Annotated in this window: 1 protein-coding gene; it reads right to left on the bottom strand. The window is 71.9% G+C overall.

Annotated elements, in window-relative coordinates:
• Positions 1 to 405: globin domain-containing protein (locus CWC28_RS22140; RefSeq protein WP_349304083.1), on the bottom strand; the 405-nt coding region annotated here is incomplete at both ends.

Genomic DNA, 405 nt, shown 5'->3' with positions numbered 1-405 from the left:
CGGGCCTTCCACCGGTGCCAGGTACAGCGAGCGAATCTCGCGGCTCTCGTCCTGCGTGCGCACGATGCGGAAGCGGCGCAGCCCCTGCCAGCCGCCGCGGGTAGCGGCGAAGCTGTCGTAGCGGCCCTGCTCGGCGGCGATCAGCACAGCGGCCAGTTCCCCGTAGAGGGCGCCCCAGGCATCGGCGATCTCCGGTGTGACGGCGTCCCCCAGCACCTCACCGATGGCGGCCATCAGGCACTCGCCGACGATGGGGTAGTGTTCCGGCAGGATATTGAGCGAGACATGCTTGCTGACCACGGGCGCCAGCAGGCGGTCCACCGCCTCACGCGAGGGGCGTGCGCCGACATAGGCGAGTACGGCGGCGGCCAGCGCACGGGCCTGGCCGCCGCTGGCCTGGTGGGT

It is taken from the genome of Pseudoalteromonas sp. S4492 (genome assembly GCF_005886115.1).
Taxonomy (GTDB): domain Bacteria; phylum Pseudomonadota; class Gammaproteobacteria; order Enterobacterales; family Alteromonadaceae; genus Pseudoalteromonas; species Pseudoalteromonas gelatinilytica.
The sequence above is the reverse complement of the archived record's forward strand: the minus strand, read 5'-3'. Positions and strand labels throughout refer to the sequence as shown.